This is a genomic window from Acinetobacter sp. NIPH 284 (assembly GCF_000369425.1).
In the GTDB taxonomy this organism is placed as follows: Bacteria; Pseudomonadota; Gammaproteobacteria; order Pseudomonadales; family Moraxellaceae; genus Acinetobacter.
The window spans coordinates 370,369-395,274 of the sequence record NZ_KB850011.1; the positions used below are offsets into that span (position 1 = coordinate 370,369).

General features: G+C 38.6%; 23 protein-coding genes and 4 pseudogenes. 23 read left to right on the forward strand and 4 right to left on the reverse strand.

What is annotated here, in order from left to right:
* Positions 1–36 precede the first annotated feature (36 nt).
* From clpA to tnpC, 6 genes are all read left to right on the forward strand, one after another.
* On the forward strand, positions 37–2,322 hold the full coding sequence (clpA, locus tag F908_RS07760; RefSeq protein WP_005160063.1) for an ATP-dependent Clp protease ATP-binding subunit ClpA: 2,286 nt from the start codon (positions 37–39) through the stop codon (positions 2,320–2,322).
* Positions 2,322–2,684, forward strand: coding sequence for a YnfA family protein (locus F908_RS07765; RefSeq protein ID WP_005160065.1), 363 nt, complete (start codon positions 2,322–2,324; stop codon positions 2,682–2,684). Before clpA ends, F908_RS07765 begins: the two co-directional genes overlap by 1 nt.
* A 399-nt stretch (positions 2,685–3,083) precedes the next feature.
* A complete protein-coding gene (locus tag F908_RS07770) occupies positions 3,084–4,121 on the forward strand; it encodes a 3-deoxy-7-phosphoheptulonate synthase (protein WP_005160067.1) in 1,038 nt (345 codons plus the stop codon).
* A 163-nt stretch (positions 4,122–4,284) separates the two neighbouring features.
* Entirely contained in the window at positions 4,285–4,713 is a 429-nt protein-coding gene (gene tnpA, locus F908_RS07775; protein WP_005157149.1) for an IS66-like element accessory protein TnpA, read from the forward strand.
* Positions 4,710–5,045, forward strand: a complete 336-nt coding sequence (gene tnpB / locus F908_RS07780) for an IS66 family insertion sequence element accessory protein TnpB (protein WP_005157151.1) — start codon at positions 4,710–4,712, stop codon at positions 5,043–5,045. The genes tnpA and tnpB overlap by 4 nt, the downstream gene beginning before the upstream one ends.
* Before the next feature lie 74 nt (positions 5,046–5,119).
* Positions 5,120–6,706, forward strand: coding sequence for an IS66 family transposase (gene tnpC / locus F908_RS07785; protein ID WP_005158297.1), 1,587 nt, complete (start codon positions 5,120–5,122; stop codon positions 6,704–6,706).
* 24 nt (positions 6,707–6,730) lie between these two features.
* On the opposite strand, the gene F908_RS07790 is transcribed toward tnpC, so the two are convergent.
* Both F908_RS07790 and F908_RS07795 read right to left on the reverse strand, forming a co-directional pair.
* The gene (locus F908_RS07790; protein WP_005160069.1) at positions 6,731–7,636 is read right to left on the reverse strand and encodes an alpha/beta fold hydrolase; all 906 of its coding nucleotides are present in this window, start codon (positions 7,634–7,636) and stop codon (positions 6,731–6,733) included.
* Positions 7,636–8,196: a PadR family transcriptional regulator gene (locus F908_RS07795; RefSeq protein WP_005160070.1), complete on the reverse strand. Its 561-nt coding sequence runs from the start codon at positions 8,194–8,196 to the stop codon at positions 7,636–7,638. Before F908_RS07795 ends, F908_RS07790 begins: the two co-directional genes overlap by 1 nt.
* Before the next feature lie 124 nt (positions 8,197–8,320).
* Here F908_RS07795 and F908_RS07800 point away from each other — a divergent pair, with 124 nt between their 5' ends.
* From F908_RS07800 to F908_RS07815, 4 genes and pseudogenes are all read left to right on the forward strand, one after another.
* Positions 8,321–10,345, forward strand: a complete 2,025-nt coding sequence (locus F908_RS07800; protein ID WP_005160072.1) for an NADPH-dependent 2,4-dienoyl-CoA reductase — start codon at positions 8,321–8,323, stop codon at positions 10,343–10,345.
* 73 nt (positions 10,346–10,418) lie between these two features.
* Positions 10,419–10,835: a nuclear transport factor 2 family protein gene (locus tag F908_RS07805; RefSeq protein ID WP_005160074.1), complete on the forward strand. Its 417-nt coding sequence runs from the start codon at positions 10,419–10,421 to the stop codon at positions 10,833–10,835.
* A 30-nt stretch (positions 10,836–10,865) separates the two neighbouring features.
* Positions 10,866–11,585, forward strand: coding sequence for an SGNH/GDSL hydrolase family protein (locus F908_RS07810; protein ID WP_005160077.1), 720 nt, complete (start codon positions 10,866–10,868; stop codon positions 11,583–11,585).
* Positions 11,586–11,604: 19 nt separating this feature from the next.
* Positions 11,605–12,166: pseudogene (locus F908_RS07815) on the forward strand (hypothetical protein).
* A 70-nt stretch (positions 12,167–12,236) separates the two neighbouring features.
* On the opposite strand, the gene F908_RS07820 reads toward F908_RS07815, so the two are convergent.
* On the reverse strand, positions 12,237–12,683 hold the full coding sequence (locus tag F908_RS07820; protein ID WP_005160086.1) for a hypothetical protein: 447 nt from the start codon (positions 12,681–12,683) through the stop codon (positions 12,237–12,239).
* A gap of 371 nt (positions 12,684–13,054) precedes the next feature.
* Between F908_RS07820 and F908_RS07830 the strand changes: the two genes are divergently transcribed.
* The 11 genes and pseudogenes from F908_RS07830 (at position 13,055) to F908_RS07875 (ending at position 22,207) form a co-directional block, all read left to right on the forward strand.
* Positions 13,055–14,692, forward strand: coding sequence for a CTP synthase (locus F908_RS07830; RefSeq protein WP_005160088.1), 1,638 nt, complete (start codon positions 13,055–13,057; stop codon positions 14,690–14,692).
* 30 nt (positions 14,693–14,722) lie between these two features.
* Positions 14,723–15,580, forward strand: a complete 858-nt coding sequence (gene kdsA, locus F908_RS07835; RefSeq protein ID WP_005160090.1) for a 3-deoxy-8-phosphooctulonate synthase — start codon at positions 14,723–14,725, stop codon at positions 15,578–15,580.
* Positions 15,581–15,624: 44 nt separating this feature from the next.
* Positions 15,625–16,914 carry a phosphopyruvate hydratase gene (gene eno / locus F908_RS07840; protein ID WP_005160092.1) on the forward strand — a complete coding sequence of 430 codons (1,290 nt, stop codon included), beginning with the start codon at positions 15,625–15,627 and terminating at the stop codon, positions 16,912–16,914.
* 126 nt (positions 16,915–17,040) lie between these two features.
* A complete protein-coding gene (gene ftsB / locus F908_RS07845) occupies positions 17,041–17,412 on the forward strand; it encodes a cell division protein FtsB (RefSeq protein ID WP_005160096.1) in 372 nt (123 codons plus the stop codon).
* Positions 17,396–18,100 carry a 2-C-methyl-D-erythritol 4-phosphate cytidylyltransferase gene (gene ispD, locus F908_RS07850; RefSeq protein WP_005160098.1) on the forward strand — a complete coding sequence of 235 codons (705 nt, stop codon included), beginning with the start codon at positions 17,396–17,398 and terminating at the stop codon, positions 18,098–18,100. The genes ftsB and ispD overlap by 17 nt, the downstream gene beginning before the upstream one ends.
* Before the next feature lie 113 nt (positions 18,101–18,213).
* Positions 18,214–18,690: a DUF6438 domain-containing protein gene (locus F908_RS07855; protein WP_005160116.1), complete on the forward strand. Its 477-nt coding sequence runs from the start codon at positions 18,214–18,216 to the stop codon at positions 18,688–18,690.
* A 69-nt stretch (positions 18,691–18,759) separates the two neighbouring features.
* Positions 18,760–19,034 (forward strand): annotated as a pseudogene (locus F908_RS16500) (hypothetical protein).
* A 236-nt stretch (positions 19,035–19,270) separates the two neighbouring features.
* Positions 19,271–19,690 (forward strand): YeeE/YedE family protein, encoded by a 420-nt coding sequence (locus tag F908_RS07860; protein ID WP_005160124.1) that lies wholly within the window; start codon positions 19,271–19,273, stop codon positions 19,688–19,690.
* The gene (locus F908_RS07865) at positions 19,687–20,097 is read left to right on the forward strand and encodes a DUF6691 family protein (protein ID WP_005160125.1); all 411 of its coding nucleotides are present in this window, start codon (positions 19,687–19,689) and stop codon (positions 20,095–20,097) included. Before F908_RS07860 ends, F908_RS07865 begins: the two co-directional genes overlap by 4 nt.
* Positions 20,098–20,108: 11 nt before the next feature.
* Entirely contained in the window at positions 20,109–20,978 is an 870-nt protein-coding gene (locus tag F908_RS07870) for an MBL fold metallo-hydrolase (protein WP_005160126.1), read from the forward strand.
* Between the two features lie 644 nt (positions 20,979–21,622).
* Positions 21,623–22,207, forward strand: coding sequence for a uracil-DNA glycosylase family protein (locus F908_RS07875; protein ID WP_005160127.1), 585 nt, complete (start codon positions 21,623–21,625; stop codon positions 22,205–22,207).
* 22 nt (positions 22,208–22,229) lie between these two features.
* Here F908_RS07875 and F908_RS15545 read toward each other — a convergent pair.
* Positions 22,230–22,532: pseudogene (locus F908_RS15545) on the reverse strand (helix-turn-helix domain-containing protein); the annotation flags it as partial.
* Positions 22,533–22,580: 48 nt separating this feature from the next.
* Here F908_RS15545 and F908_RS15930 point away from each other — a divergent pair.
* Together F908_RS15930 and atzF are read left to right on the forward strand one after the other, a co-directional pair.
* Positions 22,581–22,834 (forward strand): annotated as a pseudogene (locus tag F908_RS15930) (IS701 family transposase); the annotation flags it as partial.
* A 236-nt stretch (positions 22,835–23,070) separates the two neighbouring features.
* Entirely contained in the window at positions 23,071–24,897 is a 1,827-nt protein-coding gene (atzF, locus tag F908_RS07880; protein WP_005160128.1) for an allophanate hydrolase, read from the forward strand.
* Positions 24,898–24,906 lie beyond the last annotated feature (9 nt).

The following is a 24,906-nucleotide window of genomic DNA, read 5'->3' on the forward strand; positions in this document are numbered from 1 at the left end:
TCCTTTTAGATGAAGCACAAAATATAAGGGGGTTGCATGCTCAGTCGTCAATTAGAAGTATCGTTACGTTTGGCTGTTAGCATGGCTCGTCAAAAGAGACATGAGTTTCTGACAGTTGAACACTTGTTGCTTGCTTTACTTGATAATGATTCAGCAGTCAATGCGTTAAAAGCATGTGGTGCTGATATCGTTACATTGCGTAAAGAATTAGAGGAATATGTAGAGCAACATAGCCCAAAACTTGGTGATAATAGTGAACAGGCGCCTCATCCAACTGAGAGCTTTGATCGAATTTTGCAACGTGCAATTTTCCATGTTCAATCGAGTGGTGGTGACCGTACGGTTGAAGGTGCAGATGTTCTAGTTGCAATGTATTCAGAACGAGATTCGTTCGCGGTTTATTTACTTAAACGTCATCAAATTAACCGTTTAACTTTGACTCAATACCTATCTCATGGCACTCGTAAAGATGAGATTCAAGTTGAAGAAGAAGTTGAAGATATTGAAGGTGAAAGTGCAGCTTCAGCAAATGCTGGGCCACTTGAGCAATACACGCTTAACTTAAATATCGAAGCACAAAAGGGCAAAACTGATCCTTTAATTGGACGTGAAAAAGAAATTGAGCGTGCAGCACAAATTTTATGTCGACGTCGTAAAAATAATCCGTTGCTTGTTGGTGATCCGGGTGTAGGTAAAACCTCAATTGCGGAAGGTTTAGCTTGGCTGATTGTAAATGGCAAAGCACCAAAACCACTTGCAAATGCTGAAGTTTATAGCTTAGACATTGGTGCTTTGGTTGCAGGGACTAAATATCGTGGTGACTTTGAAAAACGTTTAAAACAGTTGTTGAATGCTTTGAAAAAGAATCCAAATGCGATTTTATTCATTGACGAAATTCATATGATCATTGGTGCAGGCTCGAGTATGGGCAGCACTATGGATGCATCGAATTTAATTAAGCCTGCATTAGCGAATGGTACTTTGCGTTGTATTGGTTCAACAACTTTCCAAGAGTATCGTCAGGTATTCGAGAAAGATCATGCCTTGTCTCGTCGTTTCCAAAAGATCGATGTGAATGAACCAAGTATTGGTGAAACGATTGAAATTTTACGTGGCTTGAAAAGTAAGTTCGAAGATTTTCATCATGTTGAATACGATGATAAAGCTCTTGTTGCTGCTGTTGAGTTGTCAGCTAAATTTATCAATGATCGTTTTTTACCAGATAAAGCGATCGATGTGATTGATGAGGCTGGTGCACAACGCCGTTTGAAAGCTGAAGTCGATGGTACAACCATCTCGGTTGAAAATATCGAAGACATCGTTTCTAAGATTGCGCGTATTCCACCGAAAACAGTATCTAAAGATGACAAGTCTGTACTTGAGAATTTGGAACGTGATCTTAAACGTGTTGTATTTGGTCAAGATGAAGCGATTACAGCACTTGCATCAGCGATCAAATTATCTCGTGCAGGCTTGAAAGCACCAGATAAACCAGTGGGAAGTTTTGTCTTTGCAGGTCCAACAGGTGTAGGTAAAACCGAGGTTACGAAACAACTGGCGAAATTGCTCGGTGTAGAGTTGGTTCGTTTCGATATGTCTGAATATATGGAGCGCCATGCAGTTTCTCGCTTGATCGGTGCGCCTCCAGGCTATGTTGGATATGATCAAGGTGGTTTGCTGACAGATGCGATTCATAAAAATCCGCATTGTGTACTCTTGCTTGATGAGATTGAAAAAGCACATCCAGATGTATTCAACTTGTTGTTACAAGTCATGGATCATGGTGCTTTAACAGATAACAATGGCCGTAAATCTGATTTTAGAAATGTGATCATTGTTCTTACGACTAACATCGGTGCAGAAAGTATTGTTCGCGCAAGTATTGGTTTCACTGAACAAGATCATAGTGCAGACAATCAGGATGCAATGAAACGTGCATTCTCGCCAGAATTCCGTAACCGTTTGGATGGTGTTATTCAATTTAAAGCACTTCCGACTACGATTATCGACTCAGTTGTAGATAAATTCTTGACTGAGTTGCAAGCGCAGCTTGATGAGAAACAAGTGGTACTTGATGTTGATCAAAGCGCTCGTGATTGGTTGTCAGCTAATGGTTATGACCGTCTGATGGGTGCTCGTCCAATGCAACGTCTGATTCAAGAGCATCTGAAAAAGCCACTTGCTGAGATGATTTTATTTGGTGAGCTTGCTGAGCATGGTGGTAACGTTGCGGTTTCTGTGAAAACAGAAAATGGCAAAGACATTGGTTTAAAATTGGAAGTATTTGAAGATCATATTAACCCGAGTGCTGAACCTGCTTAATGTTTGAACTCTCTTTCTCTATAACCCAAGTACTTAAAGTATTTGGGTTATTTTTCGTGACAGCAATCGCTGAAATCTTAGGTTGTTATTTTCCTTATTTAATTTTGAATCAAGGAAAGTCGCATTGGTTATGGGTTCCTACGGCGTTAAGCTTAGCAGTCTTTGTTTGGTTACTTGCTTTGCATCCTGCGGCATCAGGTCGTATTTATGCAGCCTATGGCGGGATTTATATTTTTACTGCCCTAATGTGGTTGCGTTATGTCGATCAAGTCATGCTAACGCATTGGGATATTTTGGGTGGGATTGTTGTTCTTTGTGGTGCTTGCCTAATCATTTTACAACCGCAAGGTTTGGTTCGTTAAATGCTACAAAATATTTTTCAAAAACACTTGTCAAATGCCGAAATAGTGCGTAATTTAAGTGTTAGGAACAGTTTTTTAGATATTTGAAATAAACATGTTAAAGCATACTGTAAACACAAACGCATACTTTTATTTTTGGCAATATATGTAGTTGCCTGATGTGTTTTGGGCAGCAAAAAAGGGTTGCCCAACCAGTTAATACCTGATCGGCAACACCGATCAGGTTTTTTTATGCTTTAACAATCATGATTTTAGGAGAAATACCATGTATACATTTAATTATTCATATTTTAGCAAGATTTCTTGGTTTTACTTTGCAAAAAAATCAACATCACTTAGATCACACTTGCTCAAATAAATGATAGGACTGCGAAGAAGGTCAGTCCAAAGGAATTGAAAATGAATGCTTTAAATACTGCTTTGACACAACCACACACTCATTCAAAAGAATTAATACTTAGCTTGCCATCACAACTCAAAGCACAGTATCCCTTGTCTGCAACTTTAGCGCAGCAAATTTCAAAACATCGCCAAACGATTCAGAATATTTTATCTGGACATGATCATCGCTTAATGGTGATTACGGGTCCTTGTTCGATTCATGATCCTATCGCGGTACTCGAATATGCTGATCGCCTCCAACAACTACAAGAACAAGTAAAAGATCAAATATTCTTGGTGATGCGTGCATATATTGAAAAACCGCGTACTACAGTGGGTTGGAAAGGTTTCTTATATGATCCAAATTTAGATGGATCATCAGATTTACAACTCGGTTTAGAAAAGTCTCGTGCGCTATACTTACAACTCATCGAAAAAGGCTTGCCGATTGCCAGCGAAATTTTAAGCCCAATGGCAACAGGTTATTTTGATGATTTACTGGCTTGGGGTGCAATAGGTGCACGTACCAGTGAATCACAGATTCATCGTGAAATTTCTAGCCATATGCCGTACAGTATCGGCTTCAAAAATGGTACAGATGGTTCAATCCAAATTGCTTTGGATGCGATTCAGTCTGCACTGCATGGTCATCAATTCTTAGGTATGACCCAACAAGGTTTACCTGCAATTTTGCATAGCAATGGAAATCCTTTACCACATTTGATTTTACGTGGTTCAAATCATGGAACTAATTATGATTTAGCTTCGATCCAAGCCATGCATTTCAAACATAAGCAATTACCGGCACTGGTGATTGATTGTAGTCATGGCAATAGTGGCAAAGACCCATTACAACAACCGAATGTTTTAAAGCAGATCATTGCAGAACGTGCTGAGTCGAAAGTTCGTGGTGTGATGATTGAAAGTCATTTAGTGGATGGGAATCAAAAGATTTCTTGCGATATGACATATGGGCAATCAGTAACCGATGGCTGTTTAGGCTGGGATAAAACAGCACAAGCTTTATTGGATATTGCTGAGCGGATGCGAAAGTAAAATTTATATAAAAAAGCCAATCATTGAGATTGGCTTTTTTATATCTATGTTGATTTAGGCAGCATGTTTAGATTGAGCATTGTAAGCCTCCAGTGAATCACCACTATTTTTAGTGGATCAATCCCCCGATAGTGTCCACTAACCAATAAGTGGACACCTATTTATGGATTTAAAGACAGTTATAGACAGTGCACCAACGCAAAAAAAGCCTCGCCGAACTTTCACAGCCGAATTCAAACATCAGCTTATTCAACAATGCCAGCAGCCAGACACATCAGTGGCTAACGTGGCAATGCAACATCAGATCAATGCTAATCTACTGCATAAATGGATTCGCCAGTCCGAATCAATGCCCCCTCCATTAAAAAACCTGCCTATCCCACAGACCGACTTTCTTCCTGTCATTGTTCACTCGATGCCAGTCAAACAAGAGACATCTCCATCACCTGTGCCTGAGAAGAAAGCTCCTGCTCATATCAGGATTCCACTGCATGAGGGACCAGGTTCCGAAAGAGATCAAATGATTGAAATCGAATGGCCTGTGGAATCAACAACTGAATTACTATTTCTGCTGCAAGGTTTGATCAAATGATCCGCATTGATGAAATCTGGCTCTCTACCCAACCCATGGATATGCGAGCAGGTACAGATACTGCACTTGCTCAAGTCCTGAAAGCCTTTGGTGGTGTTAAACCCCATTGCGCCTATCTGTTCTGTAATAAACGAGGCCATCGTATGAAAGTGTTGGTACATGATGGTCTAGGGATTTGGCTGTGTGCCCGACGATTGGAACAAGGGAAGTTCCACTGGGCGCAGGTTCATCAGGGTGAAACAATGAGTATCAATGCGGAACAATTACAGGCATTAATTCAAGGTTTAGCTTGGCAGAGAATTGGGCAACAGCACGTGGTCACAATGATCTAAACCAGATACCTTTATTTTACCATCCTCCAAACGACCTATTTCATCCCTAACCTGATCTCAGGCATACTGCGGTCATGAATATGCTGCCTCATTTAAGCCAACTGACCCATGAACAATTGCTGGAATTTACCCAGCAGTTGGCAATGCAGAATCAGCAACTTGTAGAAGATAAACAACAACTCGAACAATCCAATCAACACCTCGATGCCAAAGTTCAGCACCTATCTGTACTCACACAAAAATACGAGCATGAACTTGCGCTGTTTAAACGGCATAAATTTGCTCAGAAGAATGAACACCTCACTGCCAAACAAATCAGCTTGTTAGATGAAGCAGTTGAAGAAGATATCGCAGCCGTTGATTTAGAACTGGAACGACTGAATGCGGATCAACCCAAATCGGCTGAAACCAAAGCAATAAAACCGAAACGCCGACCGCTGCCAGATCATCTAGCCATCATTCGTATAGAGCATGAGCCTGCATCGACACAATGCAGTTGTGGCTGCACGCTTCGTCGTATTGGTGAAGACCTGAGCGAGAAACTCAATTTCAGACCAGCACAGTTCTACAAGGAACAGCATATCCGTGGCAAATGGGTCTGTGATCAGTGTAATACCTTGATTCAAGAACCGATGCCTGCTTATGTGATTGATAAAGGCATTGCTACACCTGAATTGCTCAGCCATGTGCTGGTTTCAAAATATGCGGATCATTTACCTTTATATCGTCAACGTCTGATCTATCAGCGTGTCGGGGTTGATCTTGCTTGCTCAACCTTATCGGAATGGGTTGGTCAATGTGGTGTACAGTTAGAACCACTAGCAGAAGCCTTAAAACAGATCATATTACAACAACAGGTGATTCATGCAGATGAAACACCAGTGACCGTGATGCAGATTGCCGAGAAGAAACCCAAGAAAGGTTATGTCTGGGCCTATGCCACCACACAGTACAACTCTATTCAGGCGGTGATCTATGACTTTCAACCGAGTCGATCAGGTCAACATGCCGAAGATTTCCTAAAAGGCTGGCAAGGTCAACTGATCTGTGATGATTACAGTGGTTATAAGGCACGTTTTGCCTCAGGTCAGATGATTGAAGTGGGTTGTATGGCCCATGCCCGTCGTAAATTCCATGAGCTGCATGTGACGGGTAAAAGTCTCATTGCCGAACAAGCTCTGCAATTGATTCAACAGCTTTACCAAATTGAGGCAGAATTACGAGAGATACCAGACTGTAGTGCCGAACAACGCCACCAGCGAAGGCAGCAGGACAGTCAACCGATCATGCGTCAACTGTATGTCTGGCTGAAAGAATATCAAGATAAAGTACCAAAGAGTTCGCCTACAGCGAAAGCAATCAATTACAGCCTAAAACGCTGGTCTGCCTTAAGCCGTTATCTGGATGATGGCAATTTGCCAATAGACAATAATTGGATAGAAAACCAGATGCGTCCGTGGGCATTAGGCAGAAAAAACTGGCTATTTGCAGGATCACTGCGTAGTGGTCAACGGGCAGCGAACATCATGACTTTAATCCAGTCAGCCAAGCTGAATGGTCTTGATCCGTATGCCTATCTCAGTGATGTGTTGAAAAGGCTGCCAACACATAAAATGAAAGATATCGAAGCGCTGCTGCCGCATAACTGGAAGCCTGCTTGAGTTCAAGTGGGCTTCACTGGATGCTTACTGAGCATTAAGAAAATGCCCAATTTCTTGGCTGAATTTTCTTGGTTCTGTGATTAGAGGTGTGTGCCCTGAACGCTCAAAGTAAACGGCTGTTGCATTGCTTAATGAGTTCGCAATCAGTGTTTGTCCAGTTTCAGGGTAAAGCGTAGATTCACGACCAATAAAGAAGGTTGTTGGACAATCAACATAACTGATTGCTTCACGATAATCTTCATCGTGATTTAAATAGTTCTCTACATACCAAAGCAAGTAATCTAGGCGTTGAATTGGGAGTAAATACTTTTGTAAGAATGGGCGATGTAATGCGAGTTTGAAAATTTTAGGGCTGTAACTGTTGCTGCTTTGAAACTCAATGAATCCAACCCATAAACTGACTAGCTTAAAACGTATTTCTTTGGGTAAATCTTCCAGTATTACAGCGTCTTTGTATTCCAATAATAAAGTTTGAATATCAAGGAGTAAGTTTTTAAATTGCAAATGTTTCTGACCAAATAACCCATACTGCCAAGTTTCATCGACCGAAATCTTTGGCGTTTGATCGATATGTAAATAGGCTTTGAGTTTTGACCCTAAATCAGCATGTTTCATACCATGCATGGCTGTGGTTGCACCCATGGAATAACCGATCAGGATAAATTGGTCTAATTTTAATTGTTTAATAAGTGCATCTATATCATTCCAATGACTCGAAATGGCATCGGTATTTGGTATAGCACAATCTTTTGAACCACCAAAACCACGCCAATCTGGAATAATAAATTCGTATTTTTTGCGACTTGCAAATAAAAAAGGAAGCCATTGCCAACTTTGCATACCTAGTCCTGAAAGTACGAGTACAGGTTCACCTTCACCCACACGACGTACAAATAATTTTTCTTGGTCAGGCATGATATAAAACGGCATTATTTTTCTCCAATTTCGTTTGTTTGTTCGAACTTTTGAAGCTGAGGAATCATTTGTTCTAACCATCTTATCCATTCGATTTCTTTAATGATACCGAGTTCTAGAATCATTTTATGAATAAATAAGACACGATTAGTAGGTTCATTATTTTTAAAGTCTTTGTCATGGATTGTTTGATAAAGACTAAGTTTTTCTTTATGAAGTTCTAGATGTCGTTCAAGTTCAGGCAAAATATTATTGCCGCCAAGCTGTGCTTCTGCTCTTAATCTAACCATGAGGTCATCACGAAGTTGAGCAGGTTCACTTTGTTGTTCAATCCATGAAGCGAGTTCTATTCTTCCAAGTTGTTCAACTTGATAAGTTTTTTTACGGCTATTTGCAGCTTGCTCTTCTAATGTAGAAATCCATCCTTTTTTCAGCATTCCATTGAGTTCGCGGTAAATTTGCTGATGAGTCGCGTTCCAAAAGAAGCCCATTGAACGGTCAAAACGACGAGCTAAATCAAAACCTGTACTTGGTTTCTCTAATAAGCTCGTCAATAAAACATGGGCAAGTGACATGATGATCCGTAATAAAAAATGACTCATCAGAATTATGCAATATGTTGCATAAAAATCAAATCTTGTTTATAACTTTATGCAACAAGTTGCATTAGCAAGCAGATTGCTAGCCAAAGGAGAAAACATGTCAGCTTATCCACATTTATTACAACCACTTGACTTGGGCTTTACCACATTAAAGAACCGTGTGCTTATGGGCTCTATGCATATTGGTTTAGAGGAAGCACCTCAAGGCTATGAACGTATGGCTGCATTTTATGCGGAACGTGCCAAAGGTGGTGTAAGTCTGATTGTAACTGGCGGTGTTTCTCCAAATGATGATGGTGTTGTGTTTGCGCATGGTACAAAATTAGATACCATCGAAGAAGCAGAAAAACATAAAGTGATTACCCAAGCTGTGCATGAGGCTGGTGGAAAAATCGCAATGCAAATTTTGCATACAGGGCGCTATTCTTATCAAGCAAATAATGTTGCGCCATCAGCGATTCAAGCACCGATTAACCCAATTAAGCCTAAAGCACTCAGTTCAGCAGAAGTACAGCAAACCATTGATGATTTTGCCAACTGTGCCAAGCTTGCACAATATGCAGGTTATGATGGCGTTGAAATCATGGGTTCAGAGGGCTATCTGATCAATGAATTCATTGCTGTTCGTACCAACCACCGTGATGACGAATGGGGCGGTAGCTATGAAAATCGTATCCGCTTTCCTATTGAAATCGTTAAACGTACTCGTGACTTAGTTGGCGAAAACTTTATTATTATTTATCGTTTATCGATGCTTGATTTAGTCGAAGGTGGTTCAAGTTTAGAAGAAGTTGTACAACTTGCTAAAGAAATTGAAAAAGCAGGTGCAACCATTATCAATACAGGCATTGGCTGGCATGAAGCCCGTATTCCAACGATTGCCACTAAAGTTCCTCGTGCCGCATTTACCTGGGTAACTGAAAAGCTAAAAGGCTCAGTTTCAATTCCGTTAATCACATCGAACCGTATTAATACCCCTGAAATGGCGGAACATGTATTGGCTTCAGGTCATGCAGATATGATTTCGATGGCTCGCCCAATGTTGGCTGATGCAGATTTTGTATTGAAAGCGAGTGAAGGTCGTAGTGATGAAATCAATACGTGTATTGGTTGTAACCAAGCATGCTTAGATCATATTTTCTCGATGAAAATTGCTACATGCTTAGTCAATCCACGTGCATGTTATGAAACTGAGCTGATTTTTAAAGAAACAAATACAATAAAAAATATTGCAGTAATTGGCGCAGGTCCAGCGGGTCTAAGTTTTGCAACATATGCAGCGAGTCGTGGTCATAAAGTTAAAGTGTTTGATTCAAATAATCAGATTGGTGGTCAGTTTAATATTGCGAAAACCATTCCTGGTAAAGAAGAGTTTTACGAAACTTTACGCTATTTCAAACGTCAGATTGAGTTACAGCCGAATATTGAGCTGGTACTCAATCATACAGTGACTTATGAAGAACTCAGCCAAACGAATTATGATGAGATTGTTGTTGCAACAGGGGTAACACCACGTCAATTACAATTTGAAGGCATTGATCATCCAAAAGTATTGAGCTACATCCAAGTATTAAAAGAGCGTGTTCCAGTCGGTAAGCGTGTTGCGATTATTGGTGCTGGTGGTATTGGTTTTGATACAGCGGAATATTTAACCCATGAAGGTGATAGCGGTAGTTTGAACCCTGAAAAATTCTATGCGGAGTGGGGTATTGATACGAGCTATGCCCATGTAGGTGGTTTAAAGCAACCTGAGCTAGAGAAATCTGAACGTGAGATTTACCTATTACAACGTAAAACAGCAGCTGTTGGTGCTGGATTAGGTAAAACGACTGGTTGGATTCATCGTACAGGCTTAAAACATCGCGATGTGAAAATGATTGCAGGCGCAAGCTATGACAAGGTGGATGATCAAGGACTACATATCACTGTTAATGGTCAAACTACTGTGCTTGACGTGGATAATGTAGTGATCTGTGCAGGTCAGGAATCTTATACCGCCATGTTTGACCAACTCAAGGCAGATGGTAAGAATGTTCACTTGATCGGTGGTGCGAAGGAAGCGGGTGAATTAGATGCTAAACGTGCGATTCGTCAAGGTGCTGAGTTAGCAGCAGTTCTATAAATAAAAGATGAGACATTCTCTATGTTAGGAGAATGTCTCAAACTTCATTAGCTTAGAATATAAGGAAATTACAATGACAATCGAAACAACTAAGCAAGCGTTAGAAAAATGGCATCAGATGATCAAAACAGGTGGCCTTTCAAATTTAAATGAGTTATTAGCTGACGATGTGGTATTTCGTTCACCTGTTGCTTTTAAGCCATATGAGGGAAAACATGTAGTTTTCTTCATTTTAACGAATGTGATTCAGGTGTTTGAAAACTTTACTTATCACCGTGAGTTCTACACTGAAGATGGTGAAAATGTCGTTTTGGAGTTCAGTGCTAATGTAAGTGGAAAATCGCTTAAAGGTATTGATATGGTTCGTTTTAATGCACAGGGAAAAATCATTGATTTTGAAGTGATGATTCGTCCAATGAGTGGTTTAGCGGCTTTAGCAGAAAAAATGGGTGCACGCTTCGCACAATATCAGCCAAACGCATCTCAGTAAAATAGCCTAAGTAATATTGAGATTATTAATATGTGGTTAAAACTTTCAACTTTTGCATTACTACCTGTAGTTGTTATACAAGGTGTAAAAGTTCGTAAAAACACACCACGACTTTTAGAAGCGAGTGGTGATCGTGATGGTCTTATTGGACAAGGACAGCCACTCTCTTTATTAATTTTAGGCGATTCGGCAGCAGCTGGGGTTGGTGTTGAGACCCAGCAAGATGCTTTATCTGGTGCGATTATTTCAGAATTAAAAACAGAATATACGTTGCTCTGGAAATTGCATGCAAAAACTGGTGATACAACAAAACAAGTTTATCAAGCGATCCAACAATTAGAACCCAAAAAATATGATGTAGTCGTCACTTCAGTTGGTGTCAATGATGTGACTAAATTAATTTCTGCTAAAACTTGGATAAAACAACAAAAACAATTATTTACTCAAATACAAAATCATTTTCAGCCAAAATTGATTATTGTGTCTGGAGTCCCGCCAATGCAGCATTTTCCTGCATTACCCAATCCATTAGCATGGTTATTTGGACAATATGCAGAACAAATGAATCAAACATTAAAACAGTGGCTAGCCCCACAGTCACAATTTAGACTTATTGAATACGATATTAAAAATTTTCAGGCGATGAATTTATCTATGGCAAGTGATGGCTTTCATCCAAGTAAAGAAATCTATGCTATTTGGGGGCAACAGGTCGCGACATTGGTGCGACAAACATTTACTCGTGGTTAAATAGAGGTTTTTATTGAATATGGGTATATCTGCTTTAGATAAAATTAAAGTGTTAGGCTCTGAGCTGCTTGATTCTGTACTTGGTGCTGAGCAACCCAAAATGTACTATGACCCGAAAGGAAAAATAAAAGACGTTTTGGAAAAATTACCTCAGTTAAAGAAAAAGTATCGCCCAACACCTTGGCTTAGTAATACTCATGTACATCTTTTATATTTCGATATCATTAGAAAAAAAACAATTAAGCTTGAATATGAAAGTGCTCACCACGACCAGTTTGGAAGAATTTGAAAAAGAATATTTTGAAATGGCAGGCTTTCAGGATTATCAAAGTTATTGCCAAGCCATTAACCCGATTTATGTGTTTGATAATGTCAAGATTCCACTGATGATTTTAAATGCGGAAGATGATCCTGTATGTTCCATTAAAAACTTAGAACCTTATAAAGAAGTTATTCAGCAAATGGAAAATATTGTGGTGGTCACCACTAAAAAAGGAAGTCACTGTGGTTTTTACGAAAGTTTAGAAGTGAAATCGTGGGCATCACGACTGATGGCAGACTTTTTTAAACACTACTCCTAATTTCTAGACTATAAAAAAAGCCACGAGTCGCTTTACGACGGCTCATGGCTTTTTTGAGAGGTTAATTAAATTAATTATTTAATGCAGGTGTTGCTGCCGCAATCGCTGCAGCAACCGCATCGTCTTCAGTTTGTGCTGGAGCGGGTTTGACGGCTTTAGGTTGTTCAACTTTTGCTGGTTTCTGCTCAGTTTGCGCAGGTTTTGGTTGTTCAGCTTGTGCCGTTGTTGTCTCTTCTGCTGTTTGAGCTGGGCGAGTTTCACGACGAATTTCTGTAGTTGTATTTGGCGTTTCTTCTCGACTCATCTCAATTACTGGAGCTGGCGTTGCTGGTTTATCTACGCTTTCCAAAGGCTGAAATTCTTGGTTTTGTTGTGGTTGAGATGCTGCTTGAGTCGTTTGTGTTTCAGAAGTTTGTTCTGATGGTTCTTCATTTTTTGGCTCTTCTTTTTTGACACAAGCAGTAAGTAATAGACCAGTTGCAAGTGCAGCACAGATTAAAAGTTTTTTATTCGCCATTGTTAAAGCTACATATTGAATGAAAGATGCCAGTGATTATAGCAGTAAAATTAAATGAAAAAATCCCTAGGATTTATTGAGCTTGTTGATATTTTATAAATGCTTGCATCAGCGTATCTGTTGAAATTGCAATATGGTCAAAATCTTCAAATGAATTTATTTCTGATCTAAAATTGTTTTTAAACATTAAACGTAATTTATGGATGAAATATCCACAAACCCCATAAATTTTTATTGAAAATGCTGATAGAATAGTCAGTTGTTTATAGTTCTTTGAATTGATGCGGTTTGACTTTGCTTTATAGGGGCAGAGTACAGTAAAATTGCCCAACATTGTAGGCCGATTTCGGCTCGATTGTACGAGAAACTCAATGACCCATTTTATTTTTGTCACTGGTGGTGTGGTTTCATCACTAGGTAAAGGTATTTCTGCTGCTTCTGTTGCCGCACTTTTGGAAGCTCGTGGCTTGAAAGTCACTATGGTAAAAATGGATCCATACATTAATGTCGATCCAGGTACCATGAGCCCATTTCAGCACGGTGAAGTTTTCGTCACAGAGGATGGTGCTGAAACTGACTTAGATTTGGGCTATTACGAACGTTTCCTGCGTCGTGCGAAAATGACCAAACTGAATAACTTTACCAGTGGTCGTGTCTATCAGGACGTTTTGAATAAAGAACGTCGTGGTGATTACTTAGGTGGTACGGTTCAAGTTATTCCACATATTACAGATAATATTAAAGAACGTGTACTTCGCGCAGGTGAAGGCTACGACGTTGCAATCGTTGAGATTGGTGGTACTGTTGGTGATATCGAATCACTTCCTTTTATGGAATCAGTACGTCAGTTGATGGTAGAGCTTGGTCATAAACGTACCATGTTGATGCACTTGACATTATTACCATATATCAAATCTGCTGCTGAACTTAAAACTAAGCCAACTCAACATTCAGTTAAAGAACTTCTTTCGATCGGTATTCAGCCAGATATCTTAATCTGCCGTACTGAATATGATGTTGATGTTGATACTAAACGTAAAATTGCATTGTTCACTAATGTTGAAGCGCGTGCCGTTGTCGTCTGTAAAGATGCAAAAACAATTTATCAAATTCCACGTACATTCTACGAACAAAATGTTGACGATTTAATTTGTGAACGTTTTGGTTACAACGACCTTCCAGAAGCAAATCTTGAAGATTGGGATAATGTTGTAGAAGCATTATTGAACCCTGAATACACTGTTCGTGTTGCGATGGTCGGTAAATATGTTGAATTACCAGATGCTTATAAATCTGTAAATGAAGCACTTTTACATGCAGGTATTCAAAATCGCGTTAAAGTTCAGATTGACTACGTGAATGCTGAAGACCTTGAACAGCAAGATATGAGTATTTTGAGCACTGCTGATGCGATTTTAGTACCAGGTGGTTTCGGTGAGCGTGGTACTGAAGGCAAGATGAAAGCTATTCAATATGCACGTGAAAACAAGATTCCATTCCTAGGTATTTGTTTAGGTATGCAACTCGCTGTAATTGAATATGCTCGCAATGTAGCAGGTATTCCAGAAGCAAGCTCTACAGAGTTTAATCGTTCAACTAAATATCCATTAATTGGCTTAATTACTGAATGGTTAGACGAGCGTGGCGAATTACAACAGCGCAGTCTTGAATCAGACTTAGGCGGAACAATGCGTCTTGGTGCTCAAAAGTCAGAATTGGTTGAAGGCACGAAAACTCGCGAAGTTTATGGTAAAGCTGAAATTACTGAGCGTCATCGCCATCGTTATGAAATGAATGATCGTTACATTCCTACGCTTGAAAAAGCTGGTATGAAAATTTCAGGTTATTCTTCTGTACAACATTTAGTTGAAACTGTAGAAATTCCTGAACATCCTTGGTTTATTGCTGTACAATTCCACCCAGAATTTACCAGCTCGCCACGTGATGGACATCCATTGTTTGCTAGCTTTATTGGTGCAGCAAAACAACAGCATCAAAAAAACAAATAAGATGGCTTTGGGATAAACTAGGAAGTTGAAATGTCACAATTAAAACCACAAGAAATTGTAAGTTTGGGTGATATACAAATGGCGAATCATTTGCCATTTGTATTGTTTGGCGGCATGAATGTACTTGAGTCTAAAGACCTTGCATTTGAAATTGCTGAAACTTATGTGGATATTTGCACACGCTTAAATATTCCGTATGTATTCAAAGCTAGTTTTGACAAAGCCAACCGTTCTAGCCTGAACTCATTTCGTGGTCCGGGTTTAGAAAAAGGCATTGAATGGCTAGCTGACATTAAAAAGCATTTTAATGTGCCAATCATTACCGATGTACATGAGCCGTATCAGGCTGCGCCTGTGGCAGAAGTGGCAGACATTATTCAGCTTCCTGCTTTTTTAAGCCGCCAAACCGATTTGGTTGAAGCAATGGCAAAAACTCAAGCCATTATCAATATCAAAAAAGCACAATTCTTAGCACCACACGAAATGCGCCATATTTTGCATAAGTGTTTGGAAGCTGGAAACGATAAACTCATTCTTTGTGAACGTGGTTCAGCATTTGGTTATAACAACTTGGTTGTAGATATGCTTGGCTTCGACATCATGAAAGAAATGAATGTACCTGTATTTTTTGATGTCACCCACGCATTGCAAACGCCTGGTGGTCGTGCTGATTCTGCGGGTGGTCGCCGTGCTCAAATCACGACTTTAGCGCGTGCAGGTATGGCAACAGGTTTAGCGGGTCTGTTCTTGGAAGCACATCCAGAACCTGAAATCGCAAAATGTGATGGACCGTGTGCTTTGCGTTTATCTCAGCTTGAGCCATTCTTGGCGCAATTAAAAGAATTGGATACTTTAGTCAAAGGATTCAAAAAGTTAGATACCCATTGATGTAATTGTTTACATCTTATTTTCATTCAACAGAGGAATTGTTCATGAGCCAAATCGTTGACATCCGCGCACGTGAAATTTTGGACTCTCGTGGTAACCCAACCATCGAAGCAGACGTTATTTTAGAATCTGGGGTTGTGGGTCGTGCATGTGCACCATCTGGTGCTTCGACTGGTTCTCGTGAAGCTTTAGAACTTCGTGATGGCGACAAAGCACGCTATTTAGGTAAAGGTGTTAAAAATGCGGTTAATAACGTAAACACTTTAATCCGTGATGCTTTAGTGGGTAAATCAGTATTTGAACAAAAAGACATCGATAACACGATGATTGAGCTTGATGGTACTGAAAACAAAGAAAAACTAGGTGCTAACGCAACTCTAGCTGTTTCTTTGGCTGCTGCTCGCGCTGCTGCTACTGAAAAGAAAATTCCTCTTTTCCAATACATCGCAGACTTGCGTGGTCAAACAACTTTGAGCATGCCTGTACCAATGATGAATATCATTAATGGTGGTTCACATGCAGATAATAACGTTGATATTCAAGAGTTTATGATTGAGCCAGTTGGTTTCACTTCATTCTCTGAAGCATTACGTGCAGGTGCTGAAATCTTCCATTCCCTAAAATCAGTTTTAAACAAAAAAGGTTTAAACACTGCTGTAGGTGATGAAGGTGGTTTTGCTCCGAACTTGCGTTCAAATGAAGAAGCAATCACTGTTATTCTTGAAGCGATTGGTCAAACGGGTTACAAAGCGGGTTCTGACATTATGTTGGCACTTGACTGTGCATCTTCAGAATTTTACAAAAATGGTCAATATATTCTTGCAGGTGAAGGCAATAAAGCATTCACAAGCAATCAATTCTCTGATTATTTAGCTGGTCTTGTAAATCAATACCCAATCATCTCGATTGAAGATGGTCTTGATGAGTCTGATTGGGAAGGTTGGAGCTACTTAACATCAATCCTTGGTGACAAAATCCAATTGGTTGGTGACGATTTATTCGTAACTAATCCTAAGATTTTACAACGCGGCATTAATGAGAAAGTCGGTAACTCTATTCTGATCAAATATAATCAGATCGGTACGTTGACTGAAACTCTAGATGCAATCTACCTTGCGAAAGCAAATGGTTATAGCACTGTAATTTCACACCGTTCAGGTGAAACTGAAGATTCAACGATTGCTGACTTGGCAGTAGGTACAGCAGCGGGTCAAATCAAGACGGGTTCACTTTGCCGTTCTGACCGCGTAGCGAAATATAACCAATTGCTTCGTATTGAAGAATTAACGAATGCAGCTTACCGCGGTAAAGCTGAATTCAAAGGTCTAAACTAAGGTCAATTTATCTATGTTGAATACTTCTGATCATCTTTCTTTACAAAAGACAGAAACTCTGCAAATTCATAATCATATAGAATTTGTAGGTGATCTTTCTTGTAAGAAGGATGTAGGGAATTTTTCATGATAGAGATGTTTCGATCGACCTCGAGTAAATTGATTCTGTTACTTGTCATCTTTTTGGTGGCAAGTTTACAGTATCAATTTTGGCTAGGTGAGGGAGGGTATTTTCCTCATCAAGCCTTGACTCAACAGATTAAGCAACAAGCAGAAGTAAATACGGAGCTTAAAGAGCGCAATCGTATTTTAGCAGCCGAAGTTTTCGACTTAAAAAATGGAACGGAAGCGATTGAAGAACATGCACGCTTAGATTTAGGTTTAATCAAGCCAAATGAAACTTTTGTGCAAATGAGTACCATCAGTACCCATTATAAACCAATTTATATCGATCCAAATGCAAAAGTAGATGCAGCAACCAATGAAAACCCAGACTAGACTATGGGCGGTTGTGCCAGCCGCAGGTTCGGGCAGTCGTTTTTCAAAAACTGAATTAAAACAATATCAATATATTCAAAATCGTACTGTGCTTGAGCATACAGTTAATCGATTAAATACACTGGATTTAGCGGGTTGTGTACTTGCAATTGGTGAGAATGATAATTTTGCTAGAACACTTTCTTTTGATCATAAAGAGAAATTACATTTTTGTTTAGGTGGAGTCGAACGAGTAAATTCTGTGCTCAATGCATTAATTTACTTATCGGATATCGCGGATGAAAATGATTGGGTATTGGTGCATGATGCAGCCCGTCCTTGTGTTACGTGCGCTAATTTAGAGCAATTGGTTAATTCTGCAATAAAACATAATCAAAGTGCAATTTTGGCTATTCCAGTACGTGATACTTTAAAACAAGTGCGTGTTGAACATCAGATTGAAAAAACTGTAAGTCGTGAGTTGTTGTGGCAAGCACAAACGCCACAGATCGCAAAATTAAAAATATTAAAAAATGCGCTTGAAACAGCATTGATAGATCACTTGACGATTACTGATGAAGCAAGTGCATTAGAATACGCTGATTTTCCTGTACAAGTAGTACAAGGTCGTTCAGACAATATTAAAATTACTTATCCTGATGATTTAGAACTTGCAAAGTTAATTCTTCAATCACAAATTCGGCTTTAATTTTTAGATTCAAATAGCCTAAGTAAATTTTATTTTATACTTTTACATCATTCTGAATGACAATAAAATGATGATTTGTTAGATTAAAAACATAATTTATAATGGGTTAACAAATGAAAAAATTATTAATCTTAAGTCTTTTTACTTTTTCTTTAGTAGGATGTGCATCTACACCATCAGAAACTTCAAACACTGTACAGGAAACGATACATTATTCATCAAGTCCTTGTTTTGGTGCTTGTCCAATTTATTCGGTAGAAATCTCACCTTCTGGAACAGTGAATTTCAATGGTAAGCAATATACTAAAGTGACGGGTACTCAGACGTTAACAATAGATCCTTCGGTATATAAAAAATTACAACAGGAGTTGAAAACTTATCGTCCAGAAACAGGTGCAAACGTTAAAACAACTGGCTGTCAGCAAACGGCAACTGATCAACCGAGTGCATATTTTGTTTGGATTAGACCAGATGGAACAACAACAAAATTAAGTCACTATACTGGTTGTATTTCACCAGCAAATATAGAATTAAATAAACTGATTAATAAGCTTCCTAAATTGATTGGTATCGAAGATTTAGTACGCTAATGTCCATGAGAGTCTAAAATAGATAAATTTGTCTCAAGTATAAGAATGAACCATGCGGAAAAGTCTTAAATGACAGCTTTTACAATCATGAAAATGAGTATGTAAGAAGAAGATTATTCTCCTAATCTTGCTGTAGAAGCATTCCGCAATGTGTTCAAGCAAGCCAGTCTTCGACTGTGATATTGTGAAAAATCATTTTTTATTTGAACCCTCGCTGAGGGGTGAAATTTGTATCATTACAAATAAATCAACATGTCCTAAAACCCAAGAAAAACAGGCTATTGTATATTTTAATGCGGCAAATTAGCTCTAGAATTCGAATGGTCTGGGAAAAGCAAAATTAAAGATTATTTGTTACTCTGGCATATCGAGGCATATTTTAATGCAGATTTCAGATCTAAATCTTCAAATGGTGAAAAAGCAGAATTACGCAAGTTAAATTATCTTGTAAATGATTTTTCTATTTGATTTGTTGGGAGGGTATTGGCTGAATTTGAATAGAAATTCTGTAACAATAAAGAGCTTTAATTATACTTAATAATATAATATAAAAATATATAATGTTTTTTGCGGATCAATTATGTCTAGCATTATTTCTGCTTTAATCGGTGGTGGAATTTTAGGGCTTGCAGTCGTTGGCTATTTATATGTGAATGGTCGCATTACGGGTATCAGTGGGTTACTGTCTCAATTATTACAACCCAAGCTATTGGTTCGAAGCTCAGCTATGTGGTTCTTATTGGGGCTACTGATCACACCATTTATTTATCAGATATTTATAACACCTGAGATTGTTATTAAATCATCTCCAATTGGATTGATTATTGCTGGTTTATTGGTTGGTTTTGGTACTCGTTTGGGTTCAGGTTGTACAAGTGGGCATGGGATCTGCGGGATCAGTCGCCTATCTATACGCTCCATGATTGCTACAGTTACATTCATGTTAGCTGGAATAATAACTGTATATGTTATTCGTCATATCTTTGGAGTTGCGCTATGAAGAATGCACTTGCTTTTGTATTTGGTAGCTTGTTTGCGCTAGGCTTGCTGGTTTCAGGAATGTCTAATCCTGAAAAAGTTTTAGGTTTTCTTGATATTTTTGGAAAATGGGATATCAGTTTGATGTTCGTGATGATAGGTGCAATCATTGTGGCGATTCTTCCATTTCAAAAAGCGATTCGAAATCCGAAAACGATTTTTGGTGAAGAAATATCATTACCAATCAGTACCCAAATTGATAAAAAATTAATAGTTGGGTCGAGTCTTTTTGGAGTTGGTTGGGGCATTGCTGGAATCTGTCCCGCACCTGCAATTACATTGATTGGATTGGGTTATTCTCAAGTATGGTATTTTATTGTTGCAATGCTTGTGGGAATGTTTATCCATCGCTTTTGGGCTGAACGATAGGAGACAAACTTATGCAACCTCAAGTCAAGGCATTCTTTGATCAGGATACCAATACATTCAGCTATGTGGTTACTGACCCATGTACAAAGGTTTGTGCAATCATTGACAGTGTATTGAATTATGATGCGGCATCGGTTTCAACATCAACTCAGGGTGCAGATGAAATTATTCAATACATTGAAGAAAACCAGCTCAAGGTGGAGTGGATTTTAGAAACTCATGTCCATGCAGATCATCTAACTGCCTCACAATATTTAAAAAGCAGGGTAGGTGGCAAAATTGCCATGAGTGAAAAGATTGCAATTGTGCAGGAAATTTTTAGTGCAATCTATCATATTGATCTTAAATATTTTAATACCCATCAAACCTTTGATTACCTGTTTAAGGATCACCAACATTTTAAGATTGGTGAGATGGATGCCTACAATATTCCAACTCCAGGCCATACGCCAGCCTGTCTGAGTTATGTGATTGGTGATGCTGTTTTTGTCGGTGATACATTATTTATGCCTGATTATGGGACAGCGCGTTGTGACTTTCCAAAGGGTAGTGCGGAAATTTTATATGACTCTGTGCAGCAGCTTTATAAGTTACCTGAACAGACTCGCGTTTTTCTTTGCCATGACTATAAGCCTGATGGAAGAACTGAGTTTGTGTATGAAACCAGTATTCAAGCACAAAAGCAGGGCAATATTCATTTAAATGCCACAACCACCAAGCAGGATTTTGTGCGGATGCGTCAGGTGCGTGATGCAAAATTAACAATGCCAAAACTAATTCTACCGTCTATTCAAATCAATATGGATGCAGGACGTTTTCCTGAACCAGAATCCAATGGAATACGTTATCTGAAATTACCGCTAAATTATTTCAAATCCTAGACTTATCTTAGGAAACCTTGTTTTTGGTAATAAGGATTCTTTTCGCTTAACTATATAAATAGCCTAAGTGAATTTTAAAAATTTAGAGAATAAAACCATCTCATAAATTTAAATTAATTATTAGACATCAATATATTATTTATTAGCAATAAAGAAATAAAAAGAGCGCATTAATAGATGTACTGTTTTTCAAATTGAATTTGAAAATTAACTAGTCAAAACTTCTTTATTCCAGCCATAACAATTGCTAAAGCAATTGGCAAGAACAGTGTGATCAATCCAGAATCCATAACCGTTTATTCCTTTGATATGTTTTTGTCAAAATTTTTAGAAAGCGTTCTACTGTAACAATTCATCCCAGAAAAAGTTATCATAATTTTCTCTAATAAAAATATCCCTACTTAAACAATAACTTAAAAACAGGATTTAATTTTTAGACAATGGTAAAGTGTGGGTAAGTGGTTCGTGGGGAAATCGTGACAACTCAAGCAATTTGACAAGAATTTAATTTCTTATTTTGAAGTGGGGCGAATTTGATACAGATATGATAATCAACACTAAGAATAGAAAGGTGATGTTTATCGTGGTAATTTGCATCCTGAGCTGCTTAAATTATTAGTGAACAGGTATTTTTTAGCGGCACGATGATAGAAATAGAAACCCATCCACTCACTCCATTTTTGCCTGGCAATGCAAAACTGCTGATGCTGGGGAGTTTTCCACCACCTCAGAATCGGTGGAAGATGAACTTTTACTATCCAAACTATCAAAATGATATGTGGAGAATATTTGGTCTGATTTTTTTCAGTGATAAAAACCACTTTTTAGATTTACCTAATAAAAATTTTAAGGAAAGCCAAATCCGTGAGTTTTTGTCTCAAGCTGGAATTGGGATATTTGATACGGCCTATCAAATTAAACGCTTGCAGGGCAATGCCTCAGACAAGTTTCTGGAAATTGTGACTCCAACCGATTTGTCAGAATTGCTTGAGCAAATACCAATGTGCCATACCATTATGACAACGGGAGACAAGGCCACAGATACGCTGATGCAGCATTTTCCTGAACAAATAAATAAACCCATGATTGGGCAATCGGTACAGGTGAATTATGACAATCGTGAGCTAAGCTTATATCGCTTGCCTTCATCATCACGGGCATATCCGTTGGCGCTCGAAAAAAAAGCCGATGTTTACAAACAGTTCTTTCAACAAATAGGTTTGGTTTAATTATAAAAGCAGGGGAAATGAATGAACGATGTCGCCAATCTAGGATTTTCGCCTGATAGTCTGAGATCAATGTATCGGGCCGACCTGAGCGATGACTATCTTTAATCGATCCAAACTCATACAATTTCCAACGTCGGCGTTGTAGCCTTATGGTTTCTGGGATACGTTCTTGTAGAGTGGCAACTTCCGCAACACTTTTACCTTCGGAAAGCTAGAGAATAGTTGGGGCACGTTGTCTTTCACGCCAATGTTTTGCATGTTTGGACAGAAAAATGAGTCGTTCTCGCTGTTCTAAACTGAGTGGTACAGAAACAATTCGAGGCATGTGTGAACATCTGTTAACTAAAAAAACCTTTTCGCATGATTAGTTGTTTTGTCAACTTATCACCGAGTGATTAAACAGGTTTGTCATATTGAAAAGTTTCAAGTAAGACGATCTAAACTGATTTTGAATCATATTTTTTCAGCCTTGATGGCCTACGTCGAGATACAAAAGAACCAGTTTGAGCGGATCTTTGAAATGTATATCGTTGGCAGAAGAAATTATTTAGACCAATGATCAAAAACTTCATTGATGACTTTATTCTCGATAAAAATCATCTGCTACCACAAAGAATCTATAAATAATACTGCGTAAGTCCTATTAAATATGAATTTGAGCAACTTTTGATAAACAAAAAATGTTATTTGCTAAATCATGGAGCATTTGCATTAAAACAAAGCCTTTTAAGCACCAAGATGAAAATTAGAAAAAATAGTATATCTATACAATAATATAAACATCTGATTTAGATATATAAAATAAATTGGCATGGATTCTGCATTTTAAAATTCAAACTTGTATACAAGATGGGATTCATAAAATGCATGAAATAAAAACTTTAGGCTGGACAATTTCAGAATGGCAAACCGCATATTTGAAAAATGAGATTCAGCTTGATACTTTAAAAGATTTAGTTGCATTAATTGATCCTCAAGATAATGCATGGATTTCAATTGCGACGTTAGAACAGATTGAACAGCAAATTCAAGTTCTCAATGAATTAAGCAAAGAAGCTGAAAGTTTAGAAAAACAATTTCCACTCTACGGCGTTCCGTTTGCAGTGAAAGATAATATTGATGTTGCAGGGTTTGTAACTACCGCAGCTTGTAAAGCTTTAACTACTGTTGCAGCAGAAGATGCTGAAACAGTACGTTTGTTAAAACAAGCGGGAGCGATTGTCATTGGTAAAACCAACCTTGATCAGTTTGCAACGGGTTTAGTGGGAACGCGTTCACCTTTTGGTATTGTTGCAAATACCTTTAATTCTGAATATATCAGTGGTGGATCGAGCTCTGGTTCAGCAAGTGTGGTTGCTCGTGGATTTGTCCCATTTGCATTGGGGACAGATACCGCAGGTTCTGGTCGAGTGCCAGCGGCATTTAATAATATTGTTGGGCTAAAACCAACCAAAGGGCGGTTTTCAAATCGTGGTTTATTGCCTGCTTGTAAAAGTCTAGATTGTATTTCGATCTTTGCCTTGACTGTTGCAGATGCAGACTTGGTTGCAAATATTTTAGAAGCATATGATCCGTTGGATAGTTATTCACGTAAGCATCCAAAGAATGTTCCAGTGCATTTCTCTAGCAAATTAAAATTTGCCATTCCAGAAAAACTAAATTTCTTTGGAGATGAGCAATCAGAAAAAGCATTTCAGCAAACAATTCAATTGCTTGAATCATTAAATGCTGAAATTACTAGAATTGATTTTTCAGATTTTGAGCAGCTGGCGGTGCAACTATATCAAGGTTCATGGGTGGCAGAACGTACCGCAGCCGTTGAATATTTACTGAAAACCAATCCTGATGCATTTGATCCAACGGTATTAGAAATTATTAAAAACGGTGAAAAATATTCAGCGGTGGATGCCTACAATGCAGAATATTTAAAACAAGATTTAGCTCGAAAAATCCAACAAAGACTGGCTGACTTTGATGCCTTAATTGTTCCAACCGCATCTACAATTTATACCATTGAGCAGCTTGAAAAAAATCCGATTGAATATAACGCTCATTTAGGAACCTACACTAACTTTACCAACTTGGCAGATTTGAGTGCTTTAGCTTTACCAGCAGGATTTAGGGCTGACCATTTACCATTTGGGATCACTCTAATTGCACCAGCTTGGCATGATGCGGCATTGGTTCATTTTGGTAAAGCTTGGCAAAACTATCTTGCACTGAAATTAGGGGCATTGGATAAAGCTCTGCCTTTAAGTTCTTCTACACCTATTTCACAACATCATATTCGCGTTGCAGTCGTCGGTGCTCATTTGACAGGTATGCCGCTAAATTTTCAGCTCACCACACGTGATGCCGTACATATCGAAACCACAACGACCTCTAAAAACTATGCGCTTTATGCTTTGAATGGCACCGTTCCACCGAAACCCGGCTTAGCACGTCAGCAAGATGGTCAAAGCATCATTGTAGAACTTTGGGATGTTCCAACTGCTCGATTTGGTGAATTTGTGGCTGAAATTCCGACACCTTTAGGAATGGGCAATGTCGAATTAGAAGATGGGCGCTGGGTGAAAGGTTTTATCTGTGAGCCTTATGGCATAGATGATGCAGAGAATATTAGTCATTTTGGTGGATGGAGAGCTTATATCCAGCATCGTAACAGCCAAGCAGCAAACACAGCGAATTAATTGGGGGAA